Origin of the sequence: Flavobacterium saliperosum (assembly GCF_900100625.1) — a bacterium.
Lineage (GTDB): Bacteria > Bacteroidota > Bacteroidia > Flavobacteriales > Flavobacteriaceae > Flavobacterium > Flavobacterium saliperosum.
This window is the reverse complement of the sequence record NZ_FMTY01000001.1, coordinates 663306-679273: the sequence shown is the minus strand read 5'-3', so window position 1 is coordinate 679273 and position 15968 is coordinate 663306. Positions and strand designations below refer to the sequence as shown.

The following is a 15968-nucleotide window of genomic DNA, read 5'->3' as shown; positions in this document are numbered from 1 at the left end:
TTCTTAATATATGGGTTTGGTTAGTGTTCTGTGGGTAAAGTTACAGGTGTTTGTAAAGATTGCTGTCCGGTTTTGATTTTTTGGTGGAAGTGACTGTGATTCAGATAAAATTCCGAAATTAGTTCTACCGCTAACCGTTACCTTTTTTTAGGATGGATTCTCAATTTGTTGACATGCTTACGTTCAAAATGACGCAATCGGAGTTTGTGGTCCGGTTGCTCGTGGCCATCGGAATCGGTTGTCTGATCGGTTTGGAGCGGGAGCACAACGCCTTGAAAGAGAAGGTGCAAAGTGTGGCGGGGATGCGGACATTTGTTTTTGTGGTATTGTTGGGTTTCATGGGGGCCATGACCTCGTTTCTTTTTTCACCCTGGATTTATTTCGGAGTGCTGCTGGCGATTATAATTGTCGTCGGAATATCTTATTGGATAACGGCCTCGCTCGGTGATATCGGTGCCACAACCGAATCTTCCGTACTGATTGCTTTTTTGCTGGGAAGTTTAACGTTTTTGGGTTTTATAGAAATCAGTCTGATGATTACCGTGGTGGTCGTGGTACTGCTTTCCGCCAAAATCCGACTCAAAGCCGTAATCGGAAAAATAACCGGAGATGAACTGTATGATTTTATTCGCTTTACGGTAATTGTATTGCTGGTGTTTCCTTTTTTGCCCAATGCAACTTTTGGTCCGTATGATGTTATTAATCCACATGAAATCGGATTGGTCATTATCCTGACCTCCGGTTTGGGATTTGTAGGGTATGTACTCATGCGCTTTTTTGGTGCCGAATGGGGAATCTTATTGTCGGGCTTCATTGGAGGGTTGGTCTCCAGTACGGCCACCACTTGGATTTTTGCAAAAAAAAGCAAGGAAAACGACCATTTGTCCCTTTATTGTGCCACCGCTATTTTTTCGGCTTCCGCCATGATGATTGTCCGTGTTTTTGTGTGGACTTTCGTTTTTAACCGATTGCTTTTTTCCGAATTGTACCTGGCCATGCTTATCGTTTTCGGATCGGCTGTCCTTTGCGTGCTCTATTTTTATTTCAAACAACGAAACGTGAAAGGAATGGAGGAAGTGGTTCGAAAAGACAAGCCGTTGGATTTGCCGGGTGCCTTGGTTTTCGGGTTGTTGTATACGGTTATTCTGTTGATTGTCAGTTATGCCAATGCGAATCTGGGTGCCGAAGGAATGCTGGTTTCCAGTGCCATAGCGGGTTTTTCGGATATCGATGCCATTACAATATCCATCTCGAAACTAACCGGTCATTCTTTGGATGTGGCGCTGGCTTCCAAAGCGGTTCTCGTTGCGACTTTAAGCAATACGTTAGTGAAGATGGGGATTGGGATTTGGGCCGGCGGCCGACATCTGCAATACTATCTCTACCTCGGGTATGGCGTGATGCTGTTGGCTGGAGTGGTTGCCTTTTTCACTTTGTAACTGAAGAGTGTTTAAAAAAACGAATCGTTAGAAATAAAAAAACCTCCCATTGCTGAGAGGTTTAGTACCCGGAGTGGGAATCGAACCCACACACCTAAGTACACGAGTTTGAGTCGTGCGCGTCTACCAATTCCGCCATCCGGGCTAATGGATTGGATGTTTTACTTGCTAATTTTTATAAAAAATTAATTAAAGTTAAGCCATCCGGGCAATTCAAATTAATTAGTGATTTAGAGAAAAACGCTAAAACAGTAATTGTTTGAACAATTGATTGTTTCAATTTGTGGGTGCAAATGTAAAAAAAAATTCTACAAACAATCAAAAAATAAAAGAAAAAATTGCTTTCAGAGTTGAATTTAATTTCTAAATTTGCACCTCGTTAACGCGACACAACACTAACTAACTACATAACAACGAATTAAAATGTCACACATTGAACCGGAAGCAAAGATATTTGCATGTTCACAAAGTGTCTATCTTGCCGAACAAATCGCGAAGCACTATGGTGTAGAGCTGGGTAAGGTAACGTTCTCTAAATATAGTGATGGTGAGTTTCAGCCGTCTTTTGAAGAGTCAATCCGCGGATTACGCGTGTTTTTAGTTTGCTCAACATTCCCAAGCGCCGACAATCTGATGGAGCTTTTGTTAATGATTGACGCCGCTAAACGAGCTTCGGCTCGACACATTACCGCTGTAATTCCGTATTTCGGATGGGCCCGTCAGGACCGAAAAGACAAACCGAGAGTGCCGATAGGAGCCAAACTGGTAGCCAAATTATTGGAAACCGCGGGAGCAACCCGAATTATGACGATGGATTTACACGCCGATCAGATTCAGGGCTTCTTCGAAAAACCGGTGGACCACCTGTTTGCATCGACCATTTTCCTTCCGTATGTGAGAAGTTTAAATTTAGAGAATTTAACCATCGCATCACCGGATATGGGCGGTTCCAAAAGAGCCTATGCCTATTCCAAGTTTTTGGAATCCGATGTGGTCATTTGTTACAAACAACGAAAAGCGGCTAACGTGATTGATACGATGGAGCTGATTGGAGATGTAAGAGGAAGAAACGTGATTTTGGTGGACGACATGATCGACACCGGAGGCACCCTGGCAAAAGCAGCCGACATGATGATGGAAAGAGGTGCGTTAAGCGTGAGAGCGATTTGTACGCATGCGATTTTATCCGGTGGGGCGTATGAAAAAATTGAAAACTCACAAATTAAAGAGTTAATAGTTACCGATTCGATTCCTTTGAAAAAAGAAAGCGAAAAAATCAGAGCGATAAGTTGCGCACCACTATTTGCAGAAGTAATGCACATGGTGCAGAACAACAACTCCATCAGCGGTAAATTTTTAATGTAGTATTTTATTAATATTTAAATAGTTCAAATGAAATCAATTACGATTAAAGGATCAGAAAGAGAAAGCGTAGGAAAAGCTTCAACGAAAGCGGTACGTAATGCTGGAATGGTTCCTTGCGTGTTATACGGAGGAGATCAACCAGTACATTTTTCAGCTGAAGAAAAAGCATTCAAAAACTTGGTTTACACTCCAAACGTACACACTGTTGTAGTTGAATTGGAAGGTGGAAAATCATTCAAAGCGATTCTTCAGGACATTCAGGTACACCCGGTATCTGACAAAATTTTGCACATCGATTTCTATCAGTTACATGATGACAAAGAAATCACTATGGAAGTTCCTGTGAAAGTTGTTGGAACGTCTCCAGGTGTATTATTAGGAGGTGTTTTACGTCTTAACCAACGTAAACTTAAAGTGAGAGCTTTACCGGCTAACTTACCTGACTTCGTAGAAGCGGACATTACGCCATTAGAAATGGGTAACAAATTGTATGTGACTAAAATCCCTACAAACAATTTCCGTTTATTGCACCCGGACAACACGGTGGTTGCGCAAGTGAGAATTTCTCGTGCTGCAATGAAAGCGGCTCAGGAAGCTGCAAAAGCAGAAAAAGGTGGAGCAAAAAAGAAAAAATAATTTCTATTTTATTCAATACCAAAAAGTCCCGATGTATTCGGGACTTTTTTTATGCTCTTTTTTTAGAGGTTTTATTATGCCGCAGATTCGTAGATTTTGATAATTTTAAGCTGCCAATTTGCGGTTAATTTATTTTTATCGGGAAGCGAATGGCTTGGGCGTTTAGGCAATCCCTGTTCCCGCTATCCGTTGCAATTCTGTCGTAGCGAGCTTGCGCAGCAATCTCACAACAACAGGATTTCCACTCCTATCGGGGCTATTGGACCAAAGGCATCGTGTTTTTGGAAACGTTTTCAAATTAACTTACTTTTGCCGGATGAAATGGTTAACACAATTCTTTAAAAAGGAAACAGCGGTTACAGCTACTATTGATCCCATGAAATCGGAGATGCTGCAAACGCCACAAAACAATACAAACGAAGTGAGCAAAAAATTTTTAATTGTAGGTTTAGGAAATATCGGTGCCGAATACGTCAACACCCGCCACAACATCGGATTCAAAGTCGTGGACCATCTGGCCAAAAAGGAAGGGTTGTCTTTTGAAACCGTAAAGTTGGGCGCGCTCGCCGAATACAAAACCAAAGGACGAACGCTTTTACTGTTAAAACCGAATACCTACATGAACCTGAGCGGCAAAGCCTTACAGTACTGGATGGAAAAAGAGAAAATCGCCAAGGAAAACGTATTGGTCATCACCGACGATCTGAATTTGTCCTTCGGAACCATACGCATCAAACCCAAAGGAAGTGATGGCGGCCACAACGGACTGAAAAGCATCCAACAGATTCTGAATACCACCGACTATCCGCGTTTCCGTTTCGGCATCAGTGACGAATTCAAAAAAGGGAAACAGGTGGATTATGTTTTGGGCGAATGGGACGAACAGGAAAAAACTGCGTTGCCCGAACGTCTCGATATGGCAGTGGCAGCAGTCACTTCATTCGCATTGGCCGGTTTGGGAAATACCATGAGTGAGTACAACGGAAAATAGAAAAATAAAAAACCCCGATAATGCATCGGGGTTTTTTATTTTATTTCGCTTGCTCTTTTTCAAGATTGATCATGTGTGCCATATTTTTAATCACATTGTCGTGTTTCTTCACAAACGGATTGTCCTGATTCCAAACATAACCGGCCAAAACCGCACAGATTTTTTCCTTCACTTCCGGGTTTTCCGGCTGGTGGAAGAATAAAGTCTGTAAATTACCGGTGTACCATTCTTTCACATAAGTGGTAAACACACCGATGCCTCTACGCATGTATTCGGTAAATTCCACTTCCCAGTCAATCTTTTCACCCTGCAACTGACGGTGAATCAATTTCGCGGAAAGCATACCCGATTCCGTAGCAAAAGCAACTCCGGATGAGAAAACCGGGTCCAAAAATTCCGAACTGTTTCCGGTTAACGCAAAACCGTCACCGTACATTTTCTTCACCGAACGGGAATAATTTTCCAGTTTCACCGGTTCGAATAAGAACTCCACCCCGCCAAAACGTTTGATGTAGTAGTCGGATAACTGGATGGCATTTTTCAACGCCTCCGCATTGTCTTTATTTTCGGAAAGGGAATTGATAAAGGTAGTTGGTCCCACAACACCTAAGCTGGTATTGCCGTTGGAGAACGGAATAACCCATAACCAGACTTCGGTTTCTAAAATATCGAAAGAAATCAGTGTGCCTTCTTCACCTTCGGGACGGTTAACATCCTTGACATGGGTAAAAATGGAGGAATGCGGGTCTAATTTAGAAGGGGTGTCCAAATCCAGTAGACGCGGTAAAACACGTCCGTATCCGCTGGAATCGATAATGAATTTCGCATGGATTTCTTTCAGGTTCCCGTCTTTGTCTTTTACAGTGGTAATCGAATCGCTTCCGTTGAATTCCACCGCCAAAACTTCGCTTTCAAATTCCAGGTCAATCCCTTTTCGGATGACTTCCTGAGCGAGCGTATTGTCGAAATCGGCTCTTGGTACCTGCCAGGTCCAGTCCCAACCTTCTCCGAATTTTTTACTGAAGTCGAAAACACATATTTCTTCACCTCTGATGAATCGCGCACCAAGTTTTTTTTCAAAATTCATGGCGTCAAGAGCAGGAAACAAACCGGCCTCATCAAAATGATCCATAACCCTCGGGATAAGGCTTTCACCAACCACGAGGCGCGGGAATTTTGTTTTCTCAACTACTTTGACTTTTGTGCCGTTATTATGTAGGTAAGATGCTGAAACACAACCGGAAGGACCGGCTCCTATAACCAAAACATCTACAAACTCCTGTGTCATATTTTTCTTTTTTCTTTTTAATAATATGTTACCTTTGCAGGCATTCAAATGTAAAGACATAAATTCAATTTTAAAATAAAATTGCTTACAATATTTAAGCAAAAAAATACAGCCTTAATGAATACAATAAATGAATATTTGAGCTTGGAAGAATTCACAGCCATCGTGTTTAAAAACAACAAAGTTGCCGTAAGCGACCAGGTTTTGAACCGAGTGGAAGAGAGCTTTAATTTTTTAAAGGAATTTTCAGGAAATAAAGTAATATACGGAGTAAACACCGGTTTCGGTCCCATGGCACAATACCGAATTAAAGACGAAGACCGTTTACAATTGCAATACAATCTGATTCGAAGTCATTCCTCCGGAACCGGAAAGCCATTGAGCCCGGTTTGTGTGAAATCCGCCATCTTAGCGCGACTGAATACGCTTTCACTAGGGAATTCAGGCGTACATCCTTCGGTTATTCATTTGATGAAAGAATTCATTAACAGAGATATTACACCTTTGATTTTCGAACACGGCGGTGTAGGAGCGAGTGGTGATTTGGTTCAGTTGGCGCATTTGGCACTGACCTTAATCGGTGAAGGGGAAGTCTTTTACAAAGGCGAACGAAGAGCGACTAAAGAAGTTTTCGAAATTGAAAACCTGCAACCGATCAATGTGGAAATCCGCGAAGGATTGGCCTTGATGAACGGAACTTCGGTAATGACCGGAATCGGTATCGTAAATGTTCATAATGCTGAAAAAGTTCTGGATTGGGCAGTGAAATGTTCTTGTGCGATCAACGAAATCGTTCAGGCGTATGACGATCATTTATCGGCCGAGTTAAACAACACCAAACGTCATTTCGGTCAGCAGGAAATTGCTAAAATGATGCGCGACAACCTTGCCGACAGTGCTTTGGTACGCAAACGCGAAGACCACCTTTATACGGGTGAAAATACCGAAGACGTTTTCAAAGAAAAAGTACAGGAATACTATTCATTACGTTGTGTGCCGCAAATTTTAGGACCGGTACTCGATACGATAAACACCGTGGCATCGGTATTGGAAAACGAAATCAATTCGGCCAATGATAACCCGATTGTGGATGTGAAAAACCAACACGTGTACCACGGCGGAAATTTCCACGGGGATTACATCTCGTTGGAAATGGATAAATTGAAACTGGTGGTGGCCAAATTAACGATGTTGGCCGAACGTCAGCTGAACTATTTGCTGAATTCCAAACTGAATGAAATCTTGCCTCCGTTTGTAAATTTAGGTACGTTAGGATTCAATTTCGGAATGCAGGGGGTGCAGTTTACGGCTACTTCCACCACGGCGGAAAGTCAGATGTTGTCCAATTCTATGTACGTTCACAGTATTCCGAACAACAACGACAATCAGGATATTGTAAGTATGGGAACCAACGCTGCGGTAATTACCGGTAAAGTGATTGAAAACGCGTTTGAGGTTTTGGCAATCGAATTGATAACTATTGTACAGGCCATCGACGCCTTGGAATTTAAAGGCGAGGTTTCTTCAGTAACCCGAAAAATGTACGATGAAGTGCGCAATATCATCCCGGAATTCAAACAGGATCAGATAATGTATCCGTTTGTTCAGAAGGTGAAAGAATATTTAATGGCAGAATAAAACCTTTTAAAATCCTAATTAATTATGAAAAAAGTCGCTTTATTATTACTATTGTTGGTTCAGTTGGTTTCGGCACAGGAATTGGCCCTGGTACGTCAGGACGGGAAATTTGGGTACATCACCAAAACCGGAGATTTTGCGATTCAGCCGAAATTTAAAGTGGCAAAGAATTTTTCAGAAGGGTTGGCTGCTGCCGAAGAGAACGGGAAATGGGGTTTTATCGGTCCTAAAGGGGAATGGGTAATTCAGCCTTCGTTTTCGGATGCCAAATATTTCAACAGCGGTATCTGCGTGGTGGAAAAAGACAAGCAGTGGTTCTACATTAATAAGAAAGGGGAAACTCTTAAAATGCCGGCTTCGGAAAAAGTATTTGACTTTGAAGAAGGTGTGGCATTTCTAAAACAAAATGAAAAAATCGGATTAATTAATCCAAAAGGCGATATCCTACTTCAGCCAACCTATCAGGTAATCAAATCGTTTGACGAAGGTTTTGCCCGTGTGAAACTCAACGATAAATGGGGAATTATCGATAAAACCGGAAAGTTGGTGGTAAACACCGAATACGATGAAATCGGTAACTTTTTCAAAAATACCACCTGGGCCAGAAAAGGAGAAGTGTTCGGTTTGGTTTCAGCCAATAAATTCACTGCTATAGAAGGAGTGAATAAAATTTGGGATTTCCATACACAGGACAATACCTATGCCAAAAAAGGGGATAAAATCGGATTCATCGACATGAAAGGGAATTGGATTATCGAGCCTAAATTTGACAAAGTAAAAGCGTTTTCAAAAAACCTGGCGCCGGTTAGCGAAGGAAAAAAATGGGGTTACATCAACCTGAAAGGGGAATATGTGGTTCAGCCGACCTATCTTGATGCCGAAATTTTTAGTCCGGACGGATTGGCACCGGTAAAAGAAAAAGAGTGGGGCTTCATCAATGCCAGCGGAAAACTGGTTATTCCGGCCAATTATCAAATTACGGCCGGTGGTTTGGCTGCTTTGTTCAAGAAAAGCGATAAAGGATTCATCAATGGTTTGGCACGTGTCAAATCAGGAAAACAATGGGGTTTTATCAAACCGGACGGAAGCGTTTTGGGCGGAAAGTGGTTTGAGAACGCCGAATTATTTCAAAAATAAGACTATGAAGTGTGCCTTAGTAACAGGAGGTTCCCGCGGAATCGGGAGCGCTATCTGCCAGAAATTAGCAGAAGATAAAAAATATCATATACTGATCAATTATCAGTTCAATCAGGAAGCGGCCAAAAAAACTTTGGAAGAAGTGGTGAAAAAAGGTGCGACCGGTGAAATTATAAAATTCAATGTTTCCGATGCAGAGGAAGTGAAAAATACACTGACCGCATGGCAGGAAGCCAATCCGGAAGCGGTAGTTGAGGTTATCGTTAATAATGCGGGTATCACACGCGATGGTTTGTTCATGTGGATGTCGCACGAAGATTGGACCAATGTAATCAACACAAGTCTGAACGGGTTTTTCAACGTGACGAATTTCTTTATTCAAAGAATGTTGCGTAACAAATACGGCCGTATCGTGAACATGGTGTCGGTTTCCGGTGTAAAAGGAACGGCGGGACAAACCAATTATTCGGCGGCTAAAGGAGCTGTTGTAGCAGCGACCAAAGCCTTGGCTCAGGAAGTGGCTAAACGTAATATTACCGTGAATGCTGTGGCGCCCGGTTTTATCCGTACCGACATGACCAGCGATTTGGATGAAAAAGAATTAATCAAAATGGTGCCGGCAAACCGTTTCGGGGAAGCTGAAGAGGTGGCCGAATTGGTTGGTTTTTTAGCCTCACCAAAAGCGGGTTACATTACAGGAGAAGTTATTAATATTAACGGGGGAATTTATTCATAACATTACTTTTTAAAAAATGGACAGAAGGGTCGTTATTACCGGAATGGGGATTTATTCCTGTATTGGAACTTCGTTGGAGGAAGTGAAACAATCGCTTTACGAAGGGAAATCAGGGATAGTATATGATGAGGAACGAAAAGAATTCGGATTTCAGTCGGCCATCAGTGGAATGGTTCCGAAACCGGATCTGAAAAACCTGTTAAGCCGTCGCCAACGCATCAGTGTGGGCGAAGAAACGGAATATGCCTATATGGCAACCATCGAGGCATTGAAAAACGCCAAAATTGAAGACAGTTATTTCGACGAAAACGAAGTGGGAATTTTATACGGTAACGACAGTGTTTCCAAAGCCATTATTGAAGCGACCGATATCATCCGTGAAAAGAAAGATACCGCTTTAATCGGTTCCGGTGCGATTTTCAAATCGATGAACTCTACCGTAACCATGAACTTGTCTACCATTTTCAGATTGCGCGGCGTGAACATGACCATCAGTGCGGCTTGCGCGAGCGGTTCGCATTCCATTGGATTGGGTTTTCTGTTGATTAAACAGGGAATGCAGGACATGATCATCTGCGGAGGCGCACAGGAAATCAACAAATATGCCATGGCGAGTTTTGACGGATTGGGCGTTTTTTCACCCAACGAACAAGAACCTGCCAAAGCATCCCGACCTTTTGATGCCGGCCGTGACGGATTGGTGCCAAGTGGTGGTGGTGCCACATTAATCCTGGAAAGTTATGAATCGGCCGTGAAACGCGGAGCGCCGATTATCGCTGAAATCATAGGGTATGGTTTCTCTTCAAACGGAGGCCATATTTCAACGCCAAACGTGGAAGGACCGGCAACAGCCATGCGACGCGCCTTGGAACAGGCGGGCGTACATCCGAGTGAAGTAGGTTATATCAATGCCCACGCCACGTCAACACCACTTGGGGATGCCAATGAAGCCAAAGCGATTCATGAAGTTTTCGGGGAAAGTAATCCGCACGTAAGTTCCACCAAATCAATGACCGGTCACGAATGTTGGATGGCGGGAGCCAGTGAGGTGATTTATTCGACCATAATGATGCAGAATGATTTCATCGCACCAAACATTAATTTCGAAAATCCTGATGAGGATTCCAAAAAGTTAAATATTGCAACCGAGACCGTAAATAAAAAATTTGATATATATTTGTCGAATTCTTTTGGATTTGGAGGGACAAATTCAGCAGTTGTGGTAAAGAAATTTAAAGAGTAAACAGGAAGTAAGCATCTGCAGTAGGTAAGAAAGCCAATGAAAATGAGATTCCACATTACCTTTAAAAAATAATAAACAGTTTATATGAATACAGAAGAGATTTTAGAGAAGATTAATGAGATTTTAATCGACGAGTTTGAAGTAGATGCAGAGGTAATCTCCCCGGAATCAAACCTTAAAGATACATTGGGTTTGGATAGTTTGGATTATGTGGATTTGGTAGTAACCATTGAAGCAAACTTTGGAGTAAAACTGGGTGAGGCTGATTTTGTCGGAATCGCCACGTTCCAGGATTTCTATAATCTGATTGAAACTAAAATTCAGCACAAGAACTAATCCGTTATGAGTCAATGGGATGGAAAGTCCAAAGGGACTCTTTTAGGATACAAAATATTTGTTTTTTGCATAAAAAAGCTCGGAATCAAAGCAGCCTATTCTGTCTTGATTTTTGTAGCTTTTTATTATTTTCTGTTTGAACGAAAATCCAATCGGGCTACGTTTTATTATTTCCGAAGCCGACTTCATTATTCCTATCTGAAGTCGAAAATAATGGTCTACAAGAGCTATTTTATTTTCGGACAGACACTTATTGATAAAACCGCAATTTCAGCCGGTCTGCGCGATAAATTCACCTATGAGTTTGATGGTATTGATTTACTGCGCGAACTTCTTGCCGAGAAAAAAGGCGGAGTGCTAATCAGTGCCCATGTGGGGAATTTTGAAATCGCCGAGCATTTTTTCGGAGAAATCGATCTGGAATGTCAGATTAACCTGGTGACTTCCGATGGAGAACATTCCGCCATCAAAGAATATCTCGAGCGCGTCACCAAAAAACCATCCGTAAAGTTCATTATCGTAAAAGACGATTTATCCCATATTTTTGAGATTAATAATGCCTTGTCGAAGAATGAGTTGATTTGTTTTACCGGCGACCGCTATTTCGAAGGAAGCAAAGTTATGACCGAAACCTTAATGGGTGAGGAAGCCAAATTCCCGGCCGGACCTTTCCTGATTGCCTCGCGATTAAAGGTACCCGTGGTTTTTGTGTACGTAATGAAAGAACCCAATCTTCATTACCATCTGTATGCCCGAATGGCCAATGTGAAACAGCGTGACGAAAAAGGACTTTTGAAGGCTTATGCTGAAAGTGTCGAATCCATGCTTGAAAAATATCCTTTGCAATGGTTTAATTATTTCCTATTTTGGAATAAATCAGAAAAATAATAGACATCCGGCGAAAATTGACTTCTCATATTCATTCCAATTTTAGCTAAACTCAAAATAAAAGTATGGAAGAATTCGACTCGATTGTTATAGGTTCAGGTGCCGGAGGATTAGCGACCGCCTTATGTCTTTCCCGTGCCGGACAAAAAGTGCTCGTACTGGAACAACATTCCGTTCCCGGAGGTTGGTGCCACAGTTTTACGTTAAACGGTCAACGGTTCAGTCCCGGGGTGCATTATATCGGACTTCTGGACGAAGGGCAATCCACCAGCGAGTTGTACAAAGGATTGGGTGTTGCCAACGATATCGTTTTCTTCCGAATGAATCCGAAAGCTTACGATCATTGTATCGTAGACGGTGAAAAATTCGATCTTCCCGCAGGCAGAGAAAATTTGCAGCAAAATTTGATTGCCCGTTTTCCTAAAGAGGAAAAAAACATCAAAGAATACCTTCACTTGGTTTATAAAGTCAGCGAAGAATTGCAGTTAATCCCTAAGCTGAAAGGAATCTGGCAAAACATTACGGTACCGTTCCGAACCAAACATTTTGGGAAGTTTGCTCTTTTCAGTCTGAAAAGGGTTATCGACTGGCATATTAAAGATTCAAAACTGAAAGCCATCCTGAATGCCCAATGCGGCGATCACGGTTTACCGCCCAACAAGGCCAGTTTTCCGGTACACTGTTCGGTAATGAATCACTATTTCGACGGTGGTTTTTATCCGATGGGTGGCGGAAGCGGTATCGTTAAAGCCATGACCACCAAAATAAAAAGTTACGGAGGTGTTGTGCGAACACAGCAATCGGTAGTCAGAATACTGACGGAAAATAAAAAGGCGTTTGGAGTGGAGTTGGCGAGCGGAGAACGAATAATGGCCAAAAACATTATTTCCAATGCGGATCCTTCCACAACCTATTTAAAATTGATCGGAAAGGAAAACATCAGCAAAAAGCTGAGTAAGAAAATCGACAAGACCCGGTATTCGGTTACGTCGCTTATTTTGTTTCTGACCTTGGACATGGATGTTACCCAATACGGAATCGATTCCGGAAACATCTGGAATTTCAAGGATGAAAATATCGACAAACATTTTGAAACCTTAACGAAAGGGGATATTCTGCAGGATGAAGAGTTTCCGGCGTTTTTCATGAGTTGCACGACAATTAAGGATCCGGTGAGTTTTAACGGAAGGTACCATAATTTCGAAGTGGTGACCTATGTGGATTACGATAGTTTTAAAGAATTTGACGCGTTGGACGATTACCATTGTCCGAAATACGAAGCGTTCAAAGAGAGAATTATTGAGAAATTCCTCAACAGTGTTGAAAAAATCATTCCGGATGCCCGAAAACATATCGTTCAGGCCGAATTAGGAACGCCAAAAACCAATCAGTTTTACGTCAACACAACCGGTGGAAACGTATACGGCACCGAAAAAACATTGCGTCAGGTAGGTCCTTTTGCCTATAAGAATAAAACGGAATTCGAGAATCTGTTCCTTTGTGGCGCCAGCACTTTATCGCATGGTGTAACCGGAGCTACCTATTCCGGATTGGAAACGGCGGCACGAATTCTAAATTGCAAATCGGATGATTTGTTACTGAAAGACGACAGCCAGAAAATCACCATTTATGATGCCGAAGACACGTCGACCTGGAGTGAATTTATTCATAAAAAAAGAGAGGATAAGATGCGTAATTTCAAAGAAATGAAAGTTAATTAAATAAACTATTTTGAAAAATACGGGGTAACTTTATCTTTGTTACCGTTTATAAAATAAGGAAATGAAAAACGTACTTGTACTGTATTATACCCAATCGGGTCAGTTGGAAGAAATCGCACGAACCATTGCAAAACCGCTTTTGGAGGATGCGGAGGTTTCGGTTACTTTCTGCAACATTGAGATGGTAAAGCCGTTTCCTTTTCCTTGGAAGAAAGCGTCTTTTTTCGATGCTTTTCCCGAGTCGTTTCTTCAGATACCCTCCGAAATTCACGCGCCATCACAGTACGTGCTTTCCAAAAAATACGATTTGGTGATTTTAGCCTATCAGGTTTGGTACCTGTCACCGTCCATTCCGATAAATTCTTTTCTGAAAAGCGAATTTGCCAAGCCATTGTTAGAAAACACGCCGGTGGTTACCGTTATAGGCTGCAGAAACATGTGGGCCTTGGCACAGGAAAAAATGAAAGCGCTTTTGGTGGCTACTGGTGCAAAACTGGTGGGAAATATCGCTTTGGTGGACAGACACATCAATCATGTGAGTGTAATTACCATTGTGGAATGGATGTTTACGGGAAAAAAAGAAAAATTCCTAGGGATATTTCCAAGACCCGGTGTTTCGGATAAAGACATCGCGGAGTCTTCCAAATTCGGCACGGTTATTCTCAACCATTTAAAAGCGGATTCGTTCACTTCTTTGCAGACAGAATTAGTAGCCAACGATGCCGTGGAAATCCGTCCGTTTTTAATAGAAATGGATAAAAAAGCGAACAAAATGTTTAAAATATGGGCCAATATCATCGTTAAAAAAACAACTTCACGACCGGCTTGGCTTAAAGGATTTAATATTTATTTGTTGGTGGCAATTTGGGTAATGTCACCAATTGTCTATATCTTGCACCTTTTTACGTATCCCCTAAAATATGCCTCCATTAAAAGAGGAAAATCCTACTATAGCGGGGTTTAAAGAATTATTGATTAAATATGCTTGAAGTCTACATAACAAAATCGGGAAAATATTTACCTAACGAATCCGTTTCGAATGAGGAGATGGAATCCTTTCTTGGGTTGATAAATAACTCGGCCTCAAAAGCACGACGCATAATTCTTAGAAATAACGGAATTGTTTCGCGTTACTATGCTTTGGATAAAGAGGGAAATCCCACACACACGAATGCCGAATTGACAAATAACGCGATTGAAACTCTTTATGACGCAACTTTTTCCCGAAAAGACGTCGAATTGCTTTCGTGCGGAACATCAACTCCGGACAACTTATTGCCGTCACACGCTGCCATGGTACACGGATTGATGAAAAACCAATCGGTGGAACTGAATTCCTCATCGGGAGTTTGCAATGCAGGGATGAACGCACTGAAATTCGGGTATCTTTCGGTAAAATCCGGAAACACCAACAATGCGGTTTGTACCGGTTCGGAAAGGGTTTCCAGCTGGATGCTTGCCGACAAATTCGAAAATGAAGTGGTGAGTCTGAAAAGTTTAGAGGAACAACCCATCATCGCTTTCAAAAAAGATTTCCTTCGTTGGATGTTGTCCGACGGTGCCGCGGCTTTTTTACTGGAAAACAAACCAAGGGGTGAAAATCCGTTGAAAATCGAATGGATGGAAGCGTTTTCCTTTGCCCACGAACTCGAAGCCTGTATGTACGCCGGTGGTGATAAAATGGAAAATGGCGAAATCAAACCGTGGAGTGATTACAAATCAAGCGAATGGTTGACAAAATCGGTGTTTTCCATCAAACAGGATGTGAAAATACTGGACAAACATATTCTTGTGAAAGGCGCCGACAGCATGAAAGCGGCCATGAACAAAAACAACGTTAAACCGGAGGACATTACCTATTTCCTGCCCCACGTTTCGTCGCATTATTTTGTTGCGGGATTGTATAAGGCTTTAGCGGAAGAAGGGGTTGAAATTCCGATGGAGAAATGGTTTATGAATCTGAAAAAAGTAGGAAATGTAGGTTCGGCATCGATTTATCTGATGCTGGAAGAATTGATGAATTCCGGTAAATTGAAAAAAGGCGAAACGATATTGTTATCGGTGCCTGAAAGCGGAAGATTTTCATATTCCTACGCGTATTTAACGGTTTGCTAATGGAAAGTACACTACCCATATTAGATAAAAATTTTGTCGGAAATCTTATTCCACAGAAATTTCCGTTTGTAATGGTCGACAAACTGCTTTCGTTTTCAGAAGATGAAGTAGTGGCTGGTTTGACCGTTTCAGAGGATAATATTTTTGTTACCGACGGGATCTTTCAGGAATCCGGATTGATTGAGCATATGGCGCAATCGGTAGCTTTGTTTACCGGGTATCAGTTTCATTTGAAAAACGAACCGGCACCAACTGGGTACATTGGTTCCATAAAATCGATAACTATTGCCGAATTACCCAAATTAGAAGCGGAGATTGAAACTACGGTAAATGTACTTCAGGAATTTATGGGGGTAACTTTGGTGGATATTGTTTCCAGAGTGAACAATAAGGAAGTGGCGCGCGGTCAGATGAAAACGGTTTTGGCAAGTTAAA

Annotated in this window: 15 protein-coding genes and 1 tRNA gene; 14 read left to right on the top strand and 2 right to left on the bottom strand. The window is 41.9% G+C overall.

Annotation, left to right across the window (positions count from 1 at the left end):
• Positions 1–173 precede the first annotated feature (173 nt).
• Positions 174–1439: an MgtC/SapB family protein gene (locus tag BLQ05_RS03250; protein ID WP_244884963.1), complete on the top strand. Its 1266-nt coding sequence runs from the start codon at positions 174–176 to the stop codon at positions 1437–1439.
• A gap of 65 nt (positions 1440–1504) precedes the next feature.
• Here the strand turns inward: BLQ05_RS03250 and BLQ05_RS03245 are convergent.
• Positions 1505–1584: transfer RNA gene (locus tag BLQ05_RS03245), tRNA-Leu, on the bottom strand.
• Between the two features lie 278 nt (positions 1585–1862).
• Here BLQ05_RS03245 and BLQ05_RS03240 point away from each other — a divergent pair.
• The 3 genes from BLQ05_RS03240 to pth all read left to right on the top strand — a co-directional run bounded on the left by BLQ05_RS03240 (position 1863) and on the right by pth (position 4431).
• Positions 1863–2804, top strand: a complete 942-nt coding sequence (locus BLQ05_RS03240) for a ribose-phosphate pyrophosphokinase (RefSeq protein WP_023575694.1) — start codon at positions 1863–1865, stop codon at positions 2802–2804.
• A 27-nt stretch (positions 2805–2831) separates the two neighbouring features.
• Positions 2832–3440 (top strand): 50S ribosomal protein L25/general stress protein Ctc, encoded by a 609-nt coding sequence (locus BLQ05_RS03235; RefSeq protein WP_023575693.1) that lies wholly within the window; start codon positions 2832–2834, stop codon positions 3438–3440.
• Between the two features lie 376 nt (positions 3441–3816).
• On the top strand, positions 3817–4431 hold the full coding sequence (gene pth / locus BLQ05_RS03230; protein ID WP_081711840.1) for an aminoacyl-tRNA hydrolase: 615 nt from the start codon (positions 3817–3819) through the stop codon (positions 4429–4431).
• 40 nt (positions 4432–4471) lie between these two features.
• Here the strand turns inward: pth and BLQ05_RS03225 are convergent, their stop codons facing one another.
• Positions 4472–5719, bottom strand: a complete 1248-nt coding sequence (locus BLQ05_RS03225; RefSeq protein ID WP_035654089.1) for an NAD(P)/FAD-dependent oxidoreductase — start codon at positions 5717–5719, stop codon at positions 4472–4474.
• 117 nt (positions 5720–5836) lie between these two features.
• Here BLQ05_RS03225 and flxA point away from each other — a divergent pair, with 117 nt between their 5' ends.
• From flxA to BLQ05_RS03175, 10 genes are all read left to right on the top strand, one after another.
• Positions 5837–7357, top strand: a complete 1521-nt coding sequence (flxA, locus tag BLQ05_RS03220; RefSeq protein WP_023575690.1) for a flexirubin biosynthesis tyrosine ammonia-lyase FlxA — start codon at positions 5837–5839, stop codon at positions 7355–7357.
• Between the two features lie 24 nt (positions 7358–7381).
• Entirely contained in the window at positions 7382–8494 is a 1113-nt protein-coding gene (locus tag BLQ05_RS03215; RefSeq protein WP_023575689.1) for a WG repeat-containing protein, read from the top strand.
• 4 nt (positions 8495–8498) lie between these two features.
• The gene (gene flxB / locus BLQ05_RS03210; RefSeq protein ID WP_023575688.1) at positions 8499–9230 is read left to right on the top strand and encodes a flexirubin biosynthesis SDR family reductase FlxB; all 732 of its coding nucleotides are present in this window, start codon (positions 8499–8501) and stop codon (positions 9228–9230) included.
• 16 nt (positions 9231–9246) lie between these two features.
• The gene (locus BLQ05_RS03205) at positions 9247–10473 is read left to right on the top strand and encodes a beta-ketoacyl-[acyl-carrier-protein] synthase family protein (protein ID WP_023575687.1); all 1227 of its coding nucleotides are present in this window, start codon (positions 9247–9249) and stop codon (positions 10471–10473) included.
• An 84-nt stretch (positions 10474–10557) separates the two neighbouring features.
• On the top strand, positions 10558–10809 hold the full coding sequence (locus BLQ05_RS03200; RefSeq protein ID WP_023575686.1) for an acyl carrier protein: 252 nt from the start codon (positions 10558–10560) through the stop codon (positions 10807–10809).
• 6 nt (positions 10810–10815) lie between these two features.
• Positions 10816–11697, top strand: a complete 882-nt coding sequence (locus BLQ05_RS03195; protein ID WP_023575685.1) for a lysophospholipid acyltransferase family protein — start codon at positions 10816–10818, stop codon at positions 11695–11697.
• A gap of 65 nt (positions 11698–11762) precedes the next feature.
• Positions 11763–13418: a phytoene desaturase family protein gene (locus tag BLQ05_RS03190; RefSeq protein ID WP_023575684.1), complete on the top strand. Its 1656-nt coding sequence runs from the start codon at positions 11763–11765 to the stop codon at positions 13416–13418.
• A 61-nt stretch (positions 13419–13479) separates the two neighbouring features.
• Positions 13480–14382, top strand: a complete 903-nt coding sequence (locus tag BLQ05_RS03185) for a hypothetical protein (RefSeq protein ID WP_023575683.1) — start codon at positions 13480–13482, stop codon at positions 14380–14382.
• Positions 14383–14399: 17 nt separating this feature from the next.
• Positions 14400–15533: a dialkylresorcinol biosynthesis protein DarB gene (gene darB, locus BLQ05_RS03180; RefSeq protein ID WP_023575682.1), complete on the top strand. Its 1134-nt coding sequence runs from the start codon at positions 14400–14402 to the stop codon at positions 15531–15533.
• Positions 15533–15967 (top strand): hotdog family protein, encoded by a 435-nt coding sequence (locus BLQ05_RS03175; protein ID WP_035653995.1) that lies wholly within the window; start codon positions 15533–15535, stop codon positions 15965–15967. The genes darB and BLQ05_RS03175 overlap by 1 nt, the downstream gene beginning before the upstream one ends.
• Position 15968: the final 1 nt, after the last annotated feature.